The following is an 18,003-nucleotide window of genomic DNA, read 5'->3' as shown; positions in this document are numbered from 1 at the left end:
GAATAGGATAGTTGGCTGGAGCGCCTGTCAACGCCGTATCAGTTTTTCGCTATCGTCATATGACAATAAGATTACTAATCATACCTGACGTAGAGATATTCCACCGTTAGGTGCATGCAAACGGTCGCGCTGCCGATGGCCGCGGCAGTCAGGGGCGGTGCGGAATTCAACTTGCGCGGTGCGTCGAGGCTGGCCGGCCGGAACGGCGTATTGGTTCACGACTCTGGCATAGCCGCGATTTATTGGAGCTTGGCCCGGAAGAAATTGACCAACTGCGCATTCATGCGGTGGTGAAACGCTGCTCGATCGAAGCCATTCGGATCGGCGCAGATGTCGGGCGCGTGCTTGGCGAGCACCGCACTGCATGGCGGCAGAAAGTCATAATGCCCTGCATCTGCCACGATGTGCATCTCGGGCGGATGAGGCAATGCGATGCGCACCGCCTCATCGTACCAGGGATTGGGTTGACGGTGGTCATCGGCGGCGCGCCACAGCTGGACCGGAACCGTTACATCGTTCAAACCGCCGGTCGAGAAAGTGAACCCAAATGCCGGAGCGGCCACGGCTATCGCCTTGATGCGCTGGTCTCGCACCCAGGGATCGGGAGGAACCGGTAAAGCGGCCACGGAGCTGACGCCGGCCTTCATAAGCGTGGAGCACAGATCATGAGTGGGATGATCGCGGCAATAGGGGTCGATCAGGTTCAGGTCGGGTTTTCCTCCGGCAGCCACGAGTACGGTGAAACCGCCATTCGAGAAACCGAAAGCTCCAATCCGTCTGGAGTCAACGTGAGCATGATCTCGCCAATCGTCGAGGACGAAGGTGATCAGGCGATTCAACTGCATCGGCCGCCGCCAAAGTTTCAGCACCTGTCGCTGATCGTCGAAAGTATCGCCCGCGTGATCGACCGCGGCAACGATGAAGCCTGCATGGGCGAGCGCGAGGGCGGTGTCGTAATGGCTGGCGAACGATCCCGCCCCACCGTGAGAAATGACGACCAGCGGCAACTCGCGTCCGGCGATCGCACCGTCCGTCGCCACCAATTGGCTGAAGGTCTCCAAACGTGTTTCCTGGGGCCGGGCAAGCGTCGGATACCAGATACCCGCGTGCAATGGAGGCTCGCTGCCGTTCGGAAGGGCTATCTCCTGAAAGCCGACAAACGCATGATCTTCAGAATGAGCGGTGCCCGAAAAAACCATAACGAATACAGCGGCGGCCTGCCACAAAAGGCGGAAAATCGACAGGATTGAATGCGTCTTTCCACTCATTGTCGGTCAATCTCCGTAAGATGCACGAGTCGATCTGCGTCGCGTTCGGATTGTCACTGTGCGATAGCGGCAGTGCTCTTGATTGCCGCGAACGGAGCCATGTTTCATCAAAGCTGCTTGCTGGCGGGGGATTGAACATAATAGAGGCCGTCATGAGGTTGCATGCTTATCTCACCGATCCGCGTTGCCAGGCCTATGCTCAATGCCTCCTGCGGTCTTACAAATCGGAGCTGCGGACCGAAGAAATCGCCGTATTGCTTGTCGTTGATTGTAAGCCGTTCCTTGAATATTTCCTTCATTCGATCATTGTCGATCTCCAGTACATTTGATCTTTCGGTGATCTCGTCCGGATTAAGCTTTTCGTTGCTGAAGTCTTCTCTGGCGGAGTGAAATGCAAATAGCGATTCTTTATTTGCGACCCTTTCCTTTCCCGCCAAAAACAACAGAATTGCCGCTGAATCAACATTGGAAATGGCGTATGTATTGATCGTTATATCCATAGCGCATAGCAAGTGATACAGGGCAATGCCTGATGATATGTTCCCGCCATTGGAATTCAGCATAAGATATATTACTTTGTAGCCCTTGGCCCTGAGGTCGATCAATCCATTGGTTAGACTAAGCGTCGATTTGTCGTCGATCGGTTGGGAGAAATACAAATAGGCCGTTGAGGTGCCGTTCGCATTTGCCTTCTCTTGAGCAGAGGCGAATTTGGGCTCAAGCATACCTGTAGCTAATGCAGATAGATACAGGCAGAGATCGCGGCGGTTCATGATTGCTGACATATCATATAGTCCTCGAATGGGATAAATGACTTGATGGAGCATGCGGCTTTCACAAGCATCGGCAGCACTATGCCAATGCCGTTATCTGAAAGCCGTTTGATTTCATGAGTTCCAGGATGCCGTCATTACCCAGTAAGACAGCCAACGGGAGAAGAAGAAAATTCTTCGTCGACTCAATTTTCAAGACCTGCTTCAGGAGTAACGCCTTGAATTGCGGACCTGCCAGAGAACCAAGCGGACTGACCACTCCTTCTTTGGCTATTTCCTCTCGCAACTGCGTGATCTCTGATACGCGCCGTTGCCTGTAAAGTGTTTCCATATAGCCACCGATAGGCCCCAGCTGACGGCGCTTCTCGAGAAGATAGCTGATTTGATGTGCGCCAACCGCTTTCAGCGTGAAAGTATCGGGTGGCGACCATATCGACATCAGGTCCTCATCGCTTATCAGCGGGGAGATTTGCTTTCCAGTGAAGCGAACGTGATCCATGATCACCCCCTCGACGGTCGGCGCCCATGGGTGTTGCCCTTCGCCCATCAGCAACAAGGCCACCACATATCCTGGAAGGCGATCGACCGAGGAACCTGCGGCAGCCGGCATGATGCGGCGCAGGTCGTCTGCATCCGTCGGTGCCAAATCGGAAAGAACCGGTGGTATTTGTTTTATATTCGTCGAGTACTTCAAGTGCGGAGCATTCGGGCCGATGTCGGTATAGACCGAAGTTGCCTGGTCGGATATCCGCTCTCCATCGCGAACGATGTCGGATGCCATTGCGGCACTGATGCGTTCATAGCCGAAAATGGCGATTGATCGGTCTGCCAGGTTTGCTTGCCAGAACACTGCGTTATCGTCACTTGCCGCGGCGCTTCGGCCTGCCGGAACCGTCAAAGCGCAAGCCAGAACGGCAAACTGCCGACGTGTTAGATGCATACTGGTCCTCCATTGACCATCTCAGATGGGTCAGAAGCGCAGGTCGATAGGGTCGTTCCGGATATCGCCACTAGGGACGCTCCGTTGTTGGGCGTCCACTCCAGGCGGCCGTCACGTTGCCACCGAGCCGCGGGTTGATAAATGGGCGGCGCCGAGCAATCAGGGTCGCCAATCGTGGATCGTGGAAGCGAGCCTGATACGGCTCCATCCAGGCGAGGTCGCCGGCAAAAGTCCAAGGGAAAAGATGCTGCGGTGTCGAAGTATAGGCTGAGAAGCTGCTTTCATCGAGCGCCGCATCGATCACCACATTTGCCAGGCGTCGAATGGCTCCGTTGTTTTCTGAATAGAGGTCAACATGGTGCGCTTGCGCCAGCTCCGCGGTGAAGACCAGCGGGATGAGCGCAAAATTATGATAGTGAAGCGCTCGGTCGCCGCGTTTCAGCTCGCGCTCCAATGTGCCGTTCGGCTGGATATCCTTGATACCTTCGCGCGCACGGGCAATGCCGGCGTCGATGAGGTCGGACCGTTTCGTCAGCGTTCCTATTGCCGTGAGATTCAGGCCTGCCCAGTAAACTAGATTGTTGTGGAGGCGGTTGATAGCATTTGCATCCCGCGTCGAGGCAGCTATCTCGATAAGCCATTTCGAGATAGGCGGCGCAACGGCGGGAGCGTCATCCTTTGATTGGGGAAAGAATCTGAGCAGGACCAAAGCAAAATCAGTTCCTGCCCATGAGCGCTCATAATATCCCTGATAGCCCTTGATCGGCGCCATCAAGGCATTCGCACGCGCCCAAGTGTCCAGAAGCTCGACCAGGCACGCCTTGTCGCCGCTATCGGCTGCCTTATTCACCGTTTCGACAAAGGCATGCAACGGCTTTATCGCCCTGCCATAACCATCCGGATCATCGTAGAAACCGGGTGGATCGATGGCAGAAATTGGCGGCGGGACCGTGCAGGCTTCCGCGCGTGCGGCGAAGGGAAAGGCAAAGACGAGCAACATGCCGAGCAGCATTGCCGGATATATCCGCTTCTGGCCCGCTGGCGTTTTGAATGATGCAACCATTCTCATTCTCCAGTATCGGACCGCAGCCTGCCTCGACCTCAAGAAGCCTTGTCATTCAGGTTCTCGTCAGATCTTGCGCTGCTTGAACGTGCATGCGATCGAAACCCGTCGGTCAATTTGAAAAAATTCTTCGCTGCCAGGAGCCAATGAGGTGACTTGTGGTTCGCATCCGGAAACAGCAACTGGAGCCACGAACTGCGGGCTAGTCGTGGTGGCAGGGCAGCGGCCCAACACAGCTGCCGCTGGCTGCGGGAAAATCTCCTGAACGCAGGCGTTTCCAGGTCGGTGAGGATTGCCTCTAGCTGGACCCAGGAAAAGTGGTTCGCCTCGCCAGCCCATGGGTGAATTTATCCGCTTCGCGGCTTCCACGGGCGACGGAAGCCGCTCTTCTTGTAAGGCCGTCCAGATAAAGGGCCTGGGATTTCGCTTCTCCCCGGCGGCGGCTTTCTTTGATCGGCGGGACTATTTTTCGAGCAAATGGCGTTGTCAGCGGCTAGCCAAATTCGTCGTTCCGGGGCAAATCCAGAGCGAGACGCTATCGGCTATGGTGAAGAAGTCACGGTCCGGTCTGCTGGTGCCGTCGAGCTCGTCATAGAAGGTCTGGCCGTCCCAGAGATCGGCATGGCCAAGAGCACGCGTGCCATCCGGATTCGGCCCAAAGACGATGTCGAAAATGATAATCCCCTTCTTGCCGGCAAAACTGTCGCGGCTGACGGGCTTGCCCTTCACGATAAGGTCAGGCGCGCCGAGGCGCTGTTTCAGCCATTTGTGAAATTCCTGAACCGCATAGGCATAGCGCAATCCATCTTTGCCCGCCAAAGTTCGCAAGCCCGGAAAATGTGCTGGGATCTGATAGCTGGAACCATAATTGAACGCGCGGCTCATGCGAAGGGTGCAGCTGTCGCCGATGCTGTTCATCGCCCAGTCCGTCGTAAGACCGCCGCCGATAATCTCCTTCAGGGGCTTCAACTTGACCCTTCGCGGATCGGGATAGTTCTTTACCAGATCATCGAAAGAGGGTCTCAAATGAGAACGTACCTGCTGATTCATCTCACGTCATCCTCCGGTTGACATTTTGGTCGCGTCTATATCCATTGAGTTGATGTATTGCGGATATTTTCCATCGCCTTTCTTGGCGGGAACTTGCATTTCGATCTTTTCGATATCCGTCAGCTCCAGCTTGTAGCCATGGGACTGGAAAGCCTGGGCGATGGGTGACGACTGAAGGATCGTGTTTAGCTCGGCCGTGACAACCTCGTTGAAATGGCCGCGCTTGGGTTGACCGGTCTTCGGATTCCAGTTGGCGTCCTTTTCATGCAGCTTGGCCGCCAGCTCCGTCGTCAAGCTATCCTTGGTTCCCGTCAGGAAGAGGGGAAAGGTCGCCGGCAAGTCCTTATGTTCGCTGACCAACTGACCCAGCAAGCCATCCAGGAGCTTTCCCTGTTCTTCGATGGATGGAAGCGTCTTCAGTGGTTGGCCTGTTTCACCGATGACGAAGACGACCGAAATACCGTCTTGCGGAGAGAAGTAGTTCAATCTTACCGGTACGCCATCCGCAGAGGTCGCCGTATAGCTGCTCGTCGGCCGCGGGAGCCCAGTCCCGCTTGATGATTGGCCGGCATCATCGGCCCACGCAGCAGAGAGCGCACAGGAAAGGATAAACAAGGCAATTAGGAAGGGCGCTCGAAACACTTTGGCAAGTGAAGCCATGCCGTTGGTACTCCATAGGTTTCCGCTTGAATTCCGGCGTTTGACGGCGAATGAAGCCGCCAAAAGGCACGGGCAACATAGCCTCGCAACACCTCAGATCACACTACCACGCGTGATCTAGGCCTCCGGTTGATTTTTTCGAGAGGGATGGGAGCTTTTAGTTGCCGTTATGATCGCGTGACGTGCAAAGGCAGCAGCCAGCTGGATCGATAAGGCGAGAGTTTTCTTCGACAGCATCACGCCGATTCGTCGGCGCTTGCTCAATCTGATAGGGATTTCGGTTCGATAGCCCCGGAGAGCCGACGGGGGACAGGTGTGCCCGGCCAACCGCCGGGCATACCTATTGCTTGGATCAGGTCTTTGCGGCCTTGGCGAAAGTCGGATCGAATGTCTTCTCGAAGGGTACGTCGGCATTGGCGAGCTCGGGATCGAGCGTCTTCAACACGCCCATCATGGAATTATAGCCTTCCATCGTGACCATGCCGTCCGGGGAATACATTTCCTTGGAATTCTTGAAGGCCTGCATATAGAGATCGCGATTGCCGAGCAGATATTCTTCCGGAACGACGCCGGCGACATCTTCGGGGCTTGCCGTCGCGATCCATTTCAGGGCCTTCATGAAGGCATTGACTGTCTTTTGCGTGGTGATCGGGTTCTCTTTGGCAAATTCGCGCTTGATGTAGACGGTCGCGGCCGGGTTCGGGCCGCCGAAAAGCGCACGCGTACCGGCCTCGGTGCGCGTGTCCAGAAGCACCGTGATGTCGCCGTCATACTGCAACTGCGCGATAACTGGATCGAGATGGGAAAGGCCGTCGATCTGACCGCTCTTGACCGCGGCTACCGCGCCGGCCCCGCCTCCGACGCCGATCAGCGATGCATCGTCGGTTTTCAGCCCGTTCTTCAGCATGGCATATTGGAACATCAGCGCCGTCGACGATCCCGGCGCAGTCACGCCGATCTTGCGGCCCTTCATGTCGGCCATCGACTTGATCTCGCCGGCCAGATCCTTGCGCACGGCAATGACAATCCCCGGATAACGGCCGAGATTGCAGATCGCGACGATATCCTGCCCCTTGTTCTGCATGCGGATCGTATGCTCGTAGGCGCCGGCGACGACATCGAGCGAGCCGCCGATCAGGCCTTCGAGCGACTTCGAACCGCCGGCGAAATCATTGATGGTGACATTCAGCCCTTCTTCCTTGAAGAAGCCTTTCCGCTCGGCGATCGTCAGCGGCAGGTAGTAGAGCAGCGGCTTGCCGCCGACGCCGATCAGCAGATCCGGCTTTTCCGGCTTCGCGTCCTGAGCCATCGCCGGCAGAATGCCCGCAAGCGAGGCGGCGATGCCGACGCTTGCCGTTCCGATCAGAAATGTTCTGCGTTCCATAGTTTTTCCTCCACGTCACTGTTTTCTTTCGCTACTGGCCGCGCCAGGCAAGCAGCCGTCGTTCAACCATCGTCATCACCCAATCCACCAGCAGAACGAAGGCCGTCAGCACAACCATGCCTGCAAAAACGCCGGTCACATCAAAAACACCCTCGGCCTGCTGGATGAGATAGCCAAGACCGGCGGCGGAGCCCAAATATTCGCCGACGACCGCGCCGACGACGGCAAACCCCACCGAGGTATGCAGGCTGGAAAACACCCAGGAAAGTGCGGAGGGCAGATAGACATGGCGCAGCAGCTGACGCTCGTTCATGCCAAGCATGCGGGCATTGGACAGCACCGGCTGGCTGACCTCCTTGACGCCCTGATAGACGTTGAAAAAGACGATGAAGAAGACCAGCGTGATGCCGAGCGCCACCTTGGACCAGATACCAAGGCCGAACCACAGCGCGAAGATCGGCGCGAGCACGACGCGGGGCAGGGCATTCGCCGCCTTCACATAAGGGTCGAATACCGCCGCGACCAGCGGCCGGCGAGCGAACCAGAAGCCGAAAACGATGCCGCCGAAAGCCCCGAGCAGAAAGGCCAGGATCGATTCCGACAAGGTGATCCAGAGATGGTACCAGATCGATCCGCTCGTAAACCATTGGATGACACGCAGCGCCACCTTGAGGGGATCGGCAAAGAAGAAGGATATGGTCTTCGGATTGCCGAAGAGGCCGGTATTCGTCGCCAGATGCCAGAGGACCAGAATGACTAGCGCCACCAGGATCTGCAGCAGGAGAAGGAGGGAGCGGTTCATGCGATCTCCCCGCTGCTTTGGCGATATGCCGTCATCACTTCATCGCGGAGCGCCTGCCAGATATCGCGATGAAGCTGATTGAAGACCGGATCGTGCCGGATTTCGCCGATTTCGCGCGGCCGTTCCAGCGGCACCTTGAAGTCGCCGATGATGCGGGACTTCGGACCGGCAGACATGATGACGACACGGTCGGCAAGGGCAATCGCCTCGTCGAGATCGTGTGTCACGAACATCACGGCCTTGCGGTCCTCGGACCAGAGTTTCAGTAGCAGATCGCCCATGATCAGGCGGGTCTGCGCGTCGAGCGGACCGAAAGGCTCGTCCATCAACAACAGCTTGGGATTGCGGATCAGCACCTGCGCAAGACCGACACGCTTGCGCTGGCCGCCCGAGAGCATGCGCGGAAAGCGATCCGCGAAAGCGGCAAGACCGACGCGCCCCAGCCATTCGCGAGCGCTCTTCCTGGCTTCGGTATGGCTCGCCCCGGCGATATCGAGGCCGATCGCGACATTTTCCAGCACCGTCTTCCAGGGCATGAGCGAATCCTGCTGGAAGAGATAGCCCGCCTGGCGATTGATGGATTTCAGGGGTTGGCCGAAGACTTCGACCGTACCGGACGCCGGCGTCAAAAGGCCCGCTGTTGCATTGAGAAGTGTGGATTTGCCGCATCCCGTCGGGCCGACGATGACCACGAATTCATGTGCACCAACATCCAGATCGGTGGCCGCTACGGCGTCGAACCGCGTCTTGCCGGCCATTTCAAAGGAAATCGCCACCTGCTTCAGGCTGACCGCCCGCACAGCCTCCATCGTCATGCTCTGCTGTTCCTCCCGCACGTCCATCAGCCTCGGTGGACATCAGGCATTGCCATATTCGGCGAACAGATCAAACGAGGTCGGGCCAGTCAATATGCGATCGATTGCACAGCTCGTTATGTCGCAGGAGAGGACTGAGAAGTCCTACCAAAAGCCCGGCATCAGCCGAAACCGGACATGCTTGGCATAGTCGGCATAGCCGTCGAGCTCCTGGTGCAGCAGCGCGTCTTCCCAACTCGTGCGCAGGATCAGCAAGGCGCTTGCCCACGCGGCTGGGATCAAGGCCCACCAGGAGCCGAGCGATAGGGCAAGCCCGGCAAACACCAGGATCGCGCTGACATAGCCGGGATGACGCACGAAGGCATAGGGGCCATTGCTGATGACGTGCTGGCCGCGCTCGCGCTGGAGGCGGACGCCGGGTTCGAAGAAGCGATTGACCGCCTGAGCCCAGGTTCCCACAGCGATGCCGGCGCCGAGCAGGATATAACCAAGGACGATGATAGAGATCGGCATGACAGACCATGCCATTCTGCCAGCGTCGAGCGTCGCAAGCGGAATTTCGGAAACCATGCCGAGGCACATGAGCGAAACCAGGATGATGTCCCAGCGTTTGGTGCCGGCCTGGAAGCGATTGCGAGCTCGGAAGATCGCCGGGTTGACGCGCAGCATGATCAGGATCGCTATCGCATAGCTCACCACGAGAAAGGCGATGAAGACCCATCCGGGCAGCCAGTCGAGGCGGCCGGCAGGCAGGAAGACAAGCACAAGCAGTAGCAAGGGCAGGCCGATCGCATAGGATATGGCGGCCGTGCGGGATATGGGATCGGGTTCGGTAACGGTCATGCATTTGCTCCTTGCAAGGCAAACTTGCCGCGCCCTTCGATGGATTTATGCTGCGTAGATGATGGAAGCGGACGGATCCGGCAGTTCGAAGCCTTGACACGCGATGCGCCGGGTTTAGACCGGCCGAATATCATTATGCTCCTTCCCCCGGAGATTCCATGAAATTCCTGGCATCCTTTTCCGCCTTCGTCGGCAAGACCTTTTCCATTTGGGTTATCTTGTTCGCCGTGCTCGGCTTCTTCTTTCCTGCTTTCTTCAAGCAGTTTGCACCCTGGATCGTGGTGCTTCTCGGCATCATCATGTTCGGCATGGGGCTGACCATATCCATAGACGATTTCCGCGAGCTGGCGCGTCGCCCCCACGAGGTTGCGATCGGCGTCATCGCACATTTTGGCATCATGCCCGCACTGGCACTGCTTTTGACACGAATCATTCCGATGCCGCCGGAGGTCGCCGCCGGCGTCATTCTGGTTGGCTGCTGCCCAGGCGGCACCTCGAGCAATGTCATGACCTATCTTGCCCGTGGCGATGTGGCGCTGTCGGTCGCCTGCACGAGTGTGACGACGCTTGCCGCACCGATCGTCACGCCCTTCCTCGTCTGGATGTTCGCGAGCCAATATCTGCCCGTCAATGCCTGGTCGATGTTCATCAGCATCGTGCAGGTCATTATCGTGCCGCTGCTGCTTGGCTTCATCGCGCAAAAGGCCGTGCCCGGCCTGGTTCGCGCGGCGATCCCTGTTCTGCCTCTCGTCAGCGTCATCGGCATCGTACTGATCGTTGCCGCCGTCGTCGGTGCCTCGAAGGCGGCCATCGTGCAGTCCGGCCCGCTGATTTTCGTCGTCGTCGTGCTGCACAACGGTCTCGGCTACCTCTTTGGCTATTATGCGTCGAAGGTGCTCGGGCTTAATTTCTACAAGCGCAAGGCGCTGGCGATTGAAGTCGGGATGCAGAATTCAGGGCTGGGTGCCGCACTGGCGACGGCCTATTTCTCACCGATAGCCGCCGTTCCGAGCGCGATCTTCTCCGTCTGGCACAATATTTCCGGCGCGACCCTGGCAAACTGGTTTGCCTCACGTAACGACCCGGACGCGCCGCCGCGCGCCTGATGCGGGCCTGAAGTGCGCGCACAGCCTCGACGGGGTCAGCTCATATCCCTGGCAAGGGCGCAATAGACCGGCTGACCGGCCGGTCCGGCAAGCCGGGTTACGGTGAGTACAATTGGCGGCAGCCGCGATCCGGCGCCAAGATGGATGGTTGCGCCATCGGTGCGGAGAAGGTTCAGTTGCGTCGCCAGATCGGGTTCGTCCAGCCCGTCGAATATGCCGCGACCGCTGATCTTCAGCGCAGCCTCCTTGGCGACCCAGAGGCGGTAGCAAGTCTCCAGTGCCGTCGCGCTATCGAGGGCGGCGACCGCAGCCGCTTCCTTCGGTGAAAAGTGATCGGCGGCAAAGGTCACCGGTTCGAAGCCGTTGACATCTTCGATCTCTATATCCACGCCGACAGCGCCGTCAGGCGCAAAACCCGCCAGTAGCAGATCGGCGCGATGTGAAAGCGAAACACCCAACTCGTGATAGGGCTGCCTCAGCGCCGGCCGCTCGCTCGGCCGGCGATAGATGGCAAGATCGTCCCGCTGTGTGGCTGTTCTCAAGGCTGTTTGCGCGATCTGATCACGCTCTGCTCGTCCGCCGGGCATCGGGCGGACGAGGATGGCGATCGCATCCGCGACCGTCAGGACGACCTCAAATCGAGGGGTCGCCATCCCACGCTCACGCAGCGGCGGGGGGCAGGGCCTCTTTCTGAGCCACCCGAGCCGGCTCCTGCTCGGCTTGAACCGCCTGGGCGGGGGCACCGACCCACGACGTTCCTTGCGGGATGGCCTCACCCTTCATGACCAGTGTCAGCGGTCCGATCTCGGCAAAATCGCCCACATTGGCCTCGTACAAGACGGTGCTGCCTGAGCCGATAGAGACGCCTGTGCCGATCGTGATACGGCCGACCTTCATGATGCGGTCTTCATAGAGGTGGGTCTGCGGGCAGGATCCCATATTGAGGACGGCATGGTCGCCGATATGGGTGCAATCGAACTCGCAAATGTCGGTGCTATTGATCCATGCACCCTGGCCGATCTTGGTGCCGAAGGGACGGAGCAGCCAGGGCAGGAACGGCGTGCCGCGCAGATAGTCGAGCAGCATCTTGCTGGCGAGCCCGCCGTAGAAGACCGCAACGGCTTCGGTACGCATCGCCCACCAGGACCACATCGGCCGGTTCATCGGCTTGTAGGTGCCGATGAGCGCCCATTTGAAGGCGACGGCGACGAGATACAGGATAGCCGAGGTCGCCAGGCCGGCGGCCATCAGCGTCCAGAAAAGGCTGCCCCAGGCACCATTGTCGATTTCGCTGGCCAACATGTCTGACATTGCGAGCGCCATGACGATGAGAATGGCGGTCGGTAGCGAGGTATGCATGGCCTCGAACACGATGCGCACAAGGCGCATGCGCAGAGGCGGCGCATAGGTGGCGGTCGCAGCTGCCTGCAGCCTCTCGCGCGTCGGGAACTGGAAGGCAGGGCTGCCGCACCAGGTTTCACCTGCCTTGACGTGCAGGGAGTCGGGCAGGCGCGTCTTGATACCGACGAGCGAGTCGCTTTCGATCACGGCACCCTGCGAGATGACCGAAGAGTTGCCAAAGAAGCAGCGGTCGCCGGTCTTCAGGCGCTTGAGTATCATCCAGCCGTTCTGGATTTCCTCGTCGCCGAAGATGGTCTCGTCACCGATGAAGTTGTCGCGGCCCATTTCGATCAGGTCGTAGCGACCGGCGAAGTTTGCCGAGATCTCCGTACCCTTGCCGATCTTGGCACCCATCAGGCGGTACCAGTTGCGCATGAAGACGGTGGCATAGAGCGAATTCAGGGTTTCCAGCATGGCCTCGGTGGTCAGGCCGACAACCCATTTGCGGAAATAGAGATTGCCGAAGATGGAATAGCGACCCGGTACGACACGGGGTAGCAGCACCCATCTGAGCGCCACGACGACGGCCATGGACACGACGATCAGCAGGAAGGCGGCCGGCCAGGAGAGCGCGGCGATCATCCCCCAGGACAAGGCCTCGTCGGAGCCGGGCGCGTAGATCTGCTGCACGGCGGAGAATAGATAGAAGGCCGGGAAGATCGGCAGCAGGCCGACGACGAGGCTGAGATTGTAGGCGACGAAATAGGCCGCGAACTGGAAGACGCGCCCGACGGTTCCAAGCTCCGGATGGGCAGGCATCTCTTCGTGTTCTGCGTGGCCGGTTTGGCGAGCGGGCGAGCCGTCCCAGCGCGTATGCGCCTCGACATGGGTGCCGGCGGCAATTGCCGTCAGATCGCCGATGATGGCGCCGTCGCCGATCTTGACGTTATGGCCGATGACCGAGCCATTGCCGATCTGCACGCCTTCGCCGATATCGATCGTGCCGACATGGATCTCATTGCCAATGACTTCGACATTGGCGAGCTTGATCTTGACGCCGAGGCTGGATCTTGCGCCGATGTGCACAAGATCGATCGCGCCTTCCTCGAACTCGTCGATCATCGCATCCTTGCCGACCTTGGCGCCGAGTGCGCGCATATAGACGCGGATAAGCGGCGAACCTTTAAGGAATTTCGGAGCGGTGAGCTGGACGATGCGCTGCATCAGCCAGATGCGGAAATAATAAGTGCCCCAGAGCGGATAGACGCCGGGCTTTGTGCGGCCGATGACAAGCCATTTGAGGGCGACGACGACAAGCTTCTCACCGAGATTGAGAGCGAGATAGACGCCGCCCAGAATGAGAATTTCATTCCAGACCGACGCACCGTCATCGATCAGCAGGATCGAGGCGAGCAGAAGGCCGATCCATTGCAGCGTTGCGATCGCGACGATGAAGGGTAGCACCACGGCCTGAGCGAGACCGCAAAGGAAGCGCCGGCGCCATGGAGCTGGTTCGAAACTCTTGCGCTCCTGGCTGGAGGTGCGCTCCACGCGCTGCTCCAGGATCGCGGCAATGCCGCGCAATGTGCGGCCAGCATAGACGTCGCGCAGGGCGATACCCGCGAGAAGCGGAATCTTGCGGACTTCGGAAACGAAGCGGGCCGCCAGCATGGAATGACCGCCGAGTTCGGTGAAAAAATCGGCTTCGAAATTGATGGAGCGGAGCCGAAGCGCCTCGGTCGCCGCCTTCAGCAGCTGCGCTTCGGTCCATGTGCGCGGCGGCTCCTGCGTCTGAGCCGACTGATCGGCCACCAGCGGGATTGCGGCAAGCGTCTTGCGGTCGATCTTGCCGGAGGGAAGCCGCGGCAGCGACACATGGCTGTGCCAGGCGGCAGGCACCATATAGGGCGGCAGCTTGGCGGCGAGCACGGCGCGTGCCTTGTCGCGATCGAAGTTGCTGCCTGTCGTGACCACATGGGCGACCAGCATCTCCTCGCCATCCGGCGGCCTATGCACGACTACGGAAGCAGCTTTCACATCCGCGAGCTCACCGACCACGGTCTCGATTTCGCCAAGCTCGATGCGATAGCCGCGTATTTTCACCTGATCGTCGATGCGGCCGAGGAAATGGAGCTGGCCCTCTTCATCCATCAGCACGGCGTCGCCGCTGCGGTAAAGCACCGGATCGTTATGGGTTGCGAAGGGGTTGGCGATGAACTTGGCAGCGGTCAACTGCGGCAGGTTTCTGTATCCGGCAGCAACACCCGGTCCGCCGATCAGCAATTCACCGGTATCGCCGCGTGCGACAAGCTGCTGGTTTTCATCGACGACATAGGCCGTGGTGTTGGCGATCGGGCAGCCGATCGTGATGGGTCGGGAAGGGTCGAGTTCGGCGTAGGTTGCAACCACCGTCGTCTCGGTCGGGCCATAGGTATTGATCAGGCGCCGACCCGGCTTGGAGAAACGGCTGACGATTGCCGGAGGGCAGGCTTCCCCGCCGACGATGATGACGCGCAGGCTTTCGACGTCACGTTCCAGCATAGTGAGCAGGGTCGGCACGGTATCGATGACCGTGATCTTTTCCGCCTCCAGCACGTCGGCGAGTCTGTCGAGCTCCGCCATGACAGCAGATGTCGCCACTTTCAGCGTCGCGCCGACCAGATAGGGAACGAATATTTCTTCAAGCGAAAGGTCGAAGGCGACCGAAGCCTGCTGCAGGACGACATCCGATTCGACCATGCCGAGGACGTCGTTACCCGCCCGCAGATAATGGCAGATGTTCCGGTGCGTGATGACGATGCCCTTCGGCTTGCCGGTGGAGCCGGATGTATAGATAGCATAGGCGGGATCGCCGTGAGCGGCGACACGCGGCGCAATGCCATCGTCATCTTCGGCGAGCAGCGTCTTGAGGAGCAGCGTCTGACCATCGAATTCGGGTGCAAGAGCGGCCTTCTCGTCATGCGTCAGCAGCCATGTCGCGCCGCAATCGGCCAGGCTGACGGCAACGCGGTCCGCAGGGGCAGACGCATCGAAAGGAATATAGGCAGCTCCGGCCTTGAGAATCGCCAGAAGCGCGACATGTAGCTCGAGGGAGCGCTGGAACCAAAGGCCGACGAAATCGCCGGGGCCGATACCGCGACGGCTGAGCGCGCGTGCGGCCTCATCGGAGAGTCGGTCGAGCTCGGCATAGGTCATCGCCTGGTCGGTTCCGATCAGGGTCAGTGCCGTCTTGTCGGGGCTGCGGGCGACCGTTGCCTTGAATATGTCCACCAGGGTTTCATTGCGGACGAACTCAGGCCGAATGCCGCCTGAGGAAACCGAGAGGCTGGCATTTGGGGTAATCGACGAGATCTGGATAGTCATGGTAACTTCTGCGAAACGAAACTCGGCACAATCAGCGTGCCATCTATCAATGCTTATACACCTTTCAATTTGCAGCTCTCTTACGGGCGCTGTCAGGGAATTGTAATGTTGGGAAAGCTATGTTTGGATCGGCGTGGGGCGAGCCCTGCGTGCCATCTCGGAAGAAGGATTGATATCGTTGCGCATATTCGGGCGAAGAGCCGGCTGGCCCCGCTGGCTGTCCGTTCTCTTGGTGACGGCTTTGTTGACTTCGCCAGGTGTGGAAGCATTAGCTCGTTCGCATAGCAGTGTTCTGGTCGAAGATGCCGGCACCTTGCGGCCGCTGCGCGAGATTTACGCGGTCGTCGCGCGTGAAATGCCGGGAAAGGTACTGCGAATCAAGCGGGTTCGCCGGGCTGGACGTCAGGCTTATGCCGTGCGCGTATTGAAGCCGGATGGCAAACGTGGTGACATAGTGCTCGACGGTGCAACACTCGCCGTGATCGAGAGACGCTGAAAATGCGCATTCTGATTGCTGAGGATGAGCCCAGTATTGTGGCGGACATGCGCCGCTGCCTGGAGGATCAGCATTATGTCGTCTCGACCGTGAGCAACGGCGAGGAGGCTTGGTATCGCGGCGATATCGAGCATTTCGATCTTGTCATCCTCGATCTCGGACTTCCCAAGCTGGATGGCCTGACGGTGCTGCGACGCTGGCGTGCAGAACGCCGCGGCATGCCTGTCATCATATTGACCGCGCGAGACGGCTGGCGCGACAAGGTCGACGGCATGGATGCGGGTGCAGACGACTATCTGACGAAGCCTTTCCGCATGGAAGAACTTCTAGCCCGCGTGCGCGCGCTGATGCGCCGCGCCGCCGGACAATCCTCTCCGATCCTTTCCAACGGCGTGCTGGAACTCGACACGCGCCAACGTACCGTTTCGTTCCGCGGCCAGCCGGTGCAGGTGACGGCGCTCGAATACCGGCTTCTTGCCTATCTGATGCACAATGCCGGCACAGTGCTTTCCCGAACGCAGATCGCCGACAGCATCTATGACGAAGAGACGGAGCTTCTGTCGAACGCGCTTGAAGTCGTCGTCGCACGCCTGCGCCGCAAGTTTGATGGTACCGTCATCGAGACCCGGCGCGGCCAGGGCTATATCATTCCGCGCGAGGCGCCGCCATCATGACGCCGTTTTCGCTGCGGGGGCGGTTGCTGCTGGGGTCTGCGGTGGCAATCATCGTCGCAACCTTTCTGGCAGGCGTCGGCATCAATGCCATTTCCGGCTTGGCCGTCAGGGCGCTTGCCCTCTCTGAGATAGACGAGGAATTGCGCGTTCTCTTGGCCGCGGTGGATATCAATACGTCCAACCAGCTCTTTCTCGACGATACGCCGACGGATTCCCGTTTCGGCATCCCGAATGGCGGTTTCTATTGGCAGGTCGGCCGCAACGGCAATGTGGAGCTGCGCTCGCAATCCCTCTGGGAGCAGAATCTGCCCTGGCTTCGTTCCCGCCCTCGCGATGCCGGCCGGGCAACGGATATGAAGGGACCGAATGGCAGTCATCTTCTTGCCGTCGAACGTTCCATCTCCATCCCTTCGGCCACGGGCGATCAGATGGTCGATATCTTGATGGCGCTCGACAATCGCGAGCTCGCGCCGGCGCGCTGGCGTTTCTTCTACGCCATGGCGCCATCCCTCGGAGTGCTGTCAGCCGCTCTCATCGTGGCCGTCATTGCCTTTCTGCGATACGGGCTGCGGCCGCTCAACGACCTGCGTGCAGCATTGATGGCAGTGCAGGAGCGATCCGCGCGCAAGATCACCGGTCAGTTTCCGCGAGAAGTCCAGCCTCTCGTGGACGATCTGAACGGCCTGCTCGCATCCCGTGAGACGCAGTTGACGCAGGCGCGTGCCCGCGCTGGCGATCTGGCGCATGGTCTGAAGACCCCGCTCGCGGCGCTAGAGGCGACGGCGCGCATTCTCTCCGAGGAGGGCATGTCGGAGCGGGCTGCGGCGATCCAGACGGAGGTCAGCCGGATGGAGGCGCAGATCAAGCGAACGCTTGCTCAAACCCGCGCAAGCCTGGCCGCCGCCCATACCGTCGGCGTCATGGATGCCAGCGCCGATCTCCAGAAGATCATCTCGGTCATGCGGCGTCTCTCGGCCGAGCGGAAAATCGATTTCGAACTTATGGCGCCGCCCGAGATGTGGCTGGCGATCGACGAGGCGGATTTTGCCGACATCACCGGCAATCTGATCGACAATGCCAGGAAATGGACGGCCGGCAAGGTCCAGGTTCGCTTGTCGCAGTTGCCCGAGGGGGTGGAACTGTGCATAGAGGACGATGGTCCGGGTCTGCCCGAAGATGCGGAAATGGCTTTCATCCGGCGCGGCAGACGGTTGGACGAAAGCATTGCCGGAACCGGCTTCGGCCTGGCGATCGCCAAGGATCTGGTTGAAGCCTATGACGGCAAGCTGACGCTCGCCCGCTCCAGCCTCGGGGGTCTGTCCGTCACCGTCATTTTGCCGACGCGGTTGGTCAAAGACAAGCAGGCGGCGCTGGAAAACTAGTTCGCGACATTCAGCTCAAGCATTGCCGCCCGCCTTCTTGCTT

General features: G+C 59.3%; 16 protein-coding genes. 4 read left to right on the top strand and 12 right to left on the bottom strand.

Annotation, left to right across the window (positions count from 1 at the left end):
- Window positions 1–239: 239 nt before the first annotated feature.
- From GA0061103_RS19000 to GA0061103_RS18955, 10 genes are all read right to left on the bottom strand, one after another.
- Window positions 240–1,268 (bottom strand): alpha/beta hydrolase family protein, encoded by a 1,029-nt coding sequence (locus GA0061103_RS19000; RefSeq protein WP_245304800.1) that lies wholly within the window; start codon window positions 1,266–1,268, stop codon window positions 240–242.
- Between the two features lie 107 nt (window positions 1,269–1,375).
- Window positions 1,376–2,053: an ATP-dependent Clp protease proteolytic subunit gene (locus GA0061103_RS18995; RefSeq protein ID WP_245304799.1), complete on the bottom strand. Its 678-nt coding sequence runs from the start codon at window positions 2,051–2,053 to the stop codon at window positions 1,376–1,378.
- Window positions 2,054–2,120: 67 nt separating this feature from the next.
- Entirely contained in the window at window positions 2,121–2,981 is an 861-nt protein-coding gene (locus tag GA0061103_RS18990; RefSeq protein WP_092713803.1) for a hypothetical protein, read from the bottom strand.
- A 70-nt stretch (window positions 2,982–3,051) separates the two neighbouring features.
- A complete protein-coding gene (locus GA0061103_RS18985) occupies window positions 3,052–4,044 on the bottom strand; it encodes an alginate lyase family protein (protein ID WP_208603529.1) in 993 nt (330 codons plus the stop codon).
- Window positions 4,045–4,530: 486 nt separating this feature from the next.
- Window positions 4,531–5,094 carry a T6SS effector amidase Tae4 family protein gene (locus tag GA0061103_RS18980; RefSeq protein ID WP_092713801.1) on the bottom strand — a complete coding sequence of 188 codons (564 nt, stop codon included), beginning with the start codon at window positions 5,092–5,094 and terminating at the stop codon, window positions 4,531–4,533.
- A gap of 6 nt (window positions 5,095–5,100) precedes the next feature.
- Complete coding sequence (locus tag GA0061103_RS18975) at window positions 5,101–5,817, bottom strand: hypothetical protein (RefSeq protein ID WP_141694445.1); 717 nt, start codon at window positions 5,815–5,817, stop codon at window positions 5,101–5,103.
- A 289-nt stretch (window positions 5,818–6,106) separates the two neighbouring features.
- Complete coding sequence (locus GA0061103_RS18970; RefSeq protein WP_092713797.1) at window positions 6,107–7,138, bottom strand: ABC transporter substrate-binding protein; 1,032 nt, start codon at window positions 7,136–7,138, stop codon at window positions 6,107–6,109.
- 31 nt (window positions 7,139–7,169) lie between these two features.
- Entirely contained in the window at window positions 7,170–7,940 is a 771-nt protein-coding gene (locus GA0061103_RS18965; protein ID WP_092713795.1) for an ABC transporter permease, read from the bottom strand.
- Window positions 7,937–8,755 carry an ABC transporter ATP-binding protein gene (locus GA0061103_RS18960; RefSeq protein WP_092714381.1) on the bottom strand — a complete coding sequence of 273 codons (819 nt, stop codon included), beginning with the start codon at window positions 8,753–8,755 and terminating at the stop codon, window positions 7,937–7,939. Before GA0061103_RS18960 ends, GA0061103_RS18965 begins: the two co-directional genes overlap by 4 nt.
- A 144-nt stretch (window positions 8,756–8,899) precedes the next feature.
- Window positions 8,900–9,598 (bottom strand): methyltransferase family protein, encoded by a 699-nt coding sequence (locus GA0061103_RS18955; protein ID WP_092713793.1) that lies wholly within the window; start codon window positions 9,596–9,598, stop codon window positions 8,900–8,902.
- A 158-nt stretch (window positions 9,599–9,756) separates the two neighbouring features.
- Here GA0061103_RS18955 and GA0061103_RS18950 point away from each other — a divergent pair, with 158 nt between their 5' ends.
- Window positions 9,757–10,704 carry a bile acid:sodium symporter family protein gene (locus GA0061103_RS18950; protein WP_092713791.1) on the top strand — a complete coding sequence of 316 codons (948 nt, stop codon included), beginning with the start codon at window positions 9,757–9,759 and terminating at the stop codon, window positions 10,702–10,704.
- Window positions 10,705–10,739: 35 nt separating this feature from the next.
- On the opposite strand, the gene GA0061103_RS18945 is transcribed toward GA0061103_RS18950, so the two are convergent.
- Together GA0061103_RS18945 and GA0061103_RS18940 are read right to left on the bottom strand one after the other, a co-directional pair.
- Window positions 10,740–11,357 carry a 4'-phosphopantetheinyl transferase family protein gene (locus tag GA0061103_RS18945; protein WP_092713789.1) on the bottom strand — a complete coding sequence of 206 codons (618 nt, stop codon included), beginning with the start codon at window positions 11,355–11,357 and terminating at the stop codon, window positions 10,740–10,742.
- Between the two features lie 7 nt (window positions 11,358–11,364).
- Complete coding sequence (locus tag GA0061103_RS18940; protein WP_092713787.1) at window positions 11,365–15,408, bottom strand: Pls/PosA family non-ribosomal peptide synthetase; 4,044 nt, start codon at window positions 15,406–15,408, stop codon at window positions 11,365–11,367.
- A 241-nt stretch (window positions 15,409–15,649) separates the two neighbouring features.
- Here GA0061103_RS18940 and GA0061103_RS18935 point away from each other — a divergent pair, with 241 nt between their 5' ends.
- The 3 genes from GA0061103_RS18935 to GA0061103_RS18925 are packed head-to-tail and all read left to right on the top strand — an operon-like array spanning window position 15,650 to window position 17,960.
- The gene (locus tag GA0061103_RS18935; protein WP_245304798.1) at window positions 15,650–15,904 is read left to right on the top strand and encodes a PepSY domain-containing protein; all 255 of its coding nucleotides are present in this window, start codon (window positions 15,650–15,652) and stop codon (window positions 15,902–15,904) included.
- Between the two features lie 2 nt (window positions 15,905–15,906).
- On the top strand, window positions 15,907–16,578 hold the full coding sequence (locus tag GA0061103_RS18930; protein WP_015342375.1) for a response regulator transcription factor: 672 nt from the start codon (window positions 15,907–15,909) through the stop codon (window positions 16,576–16,578).
- Window positions 16,575–17,960 carry an ATP-binding protein gene (locus tag GA0061103_RS18925; RefSeq protein WP_092713785.1) on the top strand — a complete coding sequence of 462 codons (1,386 nt, stop codon included), beginning with the start codon at window positions 16,575–16,577 and terminating at the stop codon, window positions 17,958–17,960. Before GA0061103_RS18930 ends, GA0061103_RS18925 begins: the two co-directional genes overlap by 4 nt.
- The last annotated feature ends 43 nt before the right edge of the window (window positions 17,961–18,003 follow it).

This window comes from Martinezella multihospitum, from assembly GCF_900094585.1.
Taxonomy (GTDB): Bacteria; Pseudomonadota; Alphaproteobacteria; order Rhizobiales; family Rhizobiaceae; genus Rhizobium; species Rhizobium multihospitium.
This window is presented reverse-complemented; position numbering and strand designations above follow the sequence as displayed.